The sequence below is a fragment of the Zoogloea oryzae genome, assembly GCF_030161255.1.
GTDB classification, from domain to species: domain Bacteria; phylum Pseudomonadota; class Gammaproteobacteria; order Burkholderiales; family Rhodocyclaceae; genus Zoogloea; species Zoogloea oryzae.
In genome coordinates this window covers 1-1,349 of record NZ_BSPX01000192.1, presented here as the reverse complement: position 1 = coordinate 1,349, position 1,349 = coordinate 1, and the positions used below count along the sequence as shown (strand labels likewise).

Genomic DNA, 1,349 nt, shown 5'->3' with positions numbered 1-1,349 from the left:
CTTCGTCGATCGTTTAGTTCAGTTTGAATTTATATTTTTTTTCTTTAAAAAGGGAGTATTTATGTCTCGTTATCGAGGACCTCGTTTCAAAAAAATACGCCGTCTGGGAGCTTTACCGGGACTCACTCGTAAAAGAGCTCTGACAGAAAATGATCGTAAAAGTAAAGTAAAAAAATCTCAATATCGTATTCGTCTAGAAGAAAAACAAAAATTGCGATTTCATTATGGTCTGACAGAGAGACAATTACTTAATTACGTCCGTATCGCTGGAAAAACAAAGGGGGCAACAGGTCAGGTTTTACTACAATTACTTGAAATGCGTTTGGATAACATCCTTTTTCGGTTGGGGATGGCTTCGACTATTCCTGGAGCCCGGCAATTAATTAACCATAGACATATTTTAGTTAATGGTCGTAGAGTGGATATACCAAGTTATCGTTGCAAACCCCAAGATATTATTACAACAAGGGATGAACAAAAATCCAGAACTCTGATTCAAAATTTTATGGATTTAACTCCAGGGAAGGAGAAGGAATTGCCAAAACACTTGACTCTTCACTCATCCCAATATAAAGGAATAGTAAATGACATAATAGATAGTAAGTGGGTGGGTTTAAAAATAAACGAGTTGTTAGTCGTAGAATATTATTCTCGCCAAGCTTAAATGTAACTAATCACAAAGTCAACAAACCTTAGGCTTAGGTTAGGTAAGGGACTTGATCCGTATTTTTCCGCCTAACTCGTGTCTCAGAAATGAGATCAGTGGAAATCTTTTGATTCTTTTGCGGTTCGAATGCCAATTAGGAATAGAAAATATATATCCAGCAAAAAACTAACTGTTGGAAACGAGGATCTGTTGTTATTTGCTTTGATACGTTGTGGTCAGTAACATTTTTGAATTAGGGAAGGTACAGAGTACGGAAAGAGAGGGATTCGAACCCTCGGTAAACAAAAGCCTACATAGCATTTCCAATACTACGCCTTCAACCACTCGGCCATCTCTCCTATATAATTTTATCTTATTACATTACCCAGAAACCAAGTGAATAGCGAATCATTCATATTATTTGAGGAGATAGGTATGATCAATCAATTCGAACAACTATCAATAAAAAAGGGGGGCTTTTCTTTTTTTTTTCAAAAAAAGATCTTACTTTGAATCTCAGAATTGGAACAAATTAACTAACAAATTCATATTTTATATTATTATGTTTATAGATAATAGTTCTTTTTAGACTAAGGTGCTGCGAAGATTTAAAACCTCTTTCCAGTTTGAGATTTCTAAACAATCACTTTTGAGTCCATAGATCGATTACAAAGGAAGAATCATCCTAGGTATTTTTCTATTT

The 1,349-nt window shown here is 34.8% G+C and carries 1 protein-coding gene and 1 tRNA gene; one reads left to right on the top strand and one right to left on the bottom strand.

Annotated elements, in window-relative coordinates; translation table 11 throughout:
• Positions 1-664, top strand: a 664-nt coding sequence (rpsD, locus tag QQK25_RS24725) for a 30S ribosomal protein S4 (protein WP_284190041.1), incomplete at its 5' end; no start/stop codon positions are given.
• Between the two features lie 254 nt (positions 665-918).
• On the opposite strand, the gene QQK25_RS24720 is transcribed toward rpsD, so the two are convergent.
• Positions 919-1,005 (bottom strand) — tRNA-Ser (locus QQK25_RS24720).
• Positions 1,006-1,349: the final 344 nt, after the last annotated feature.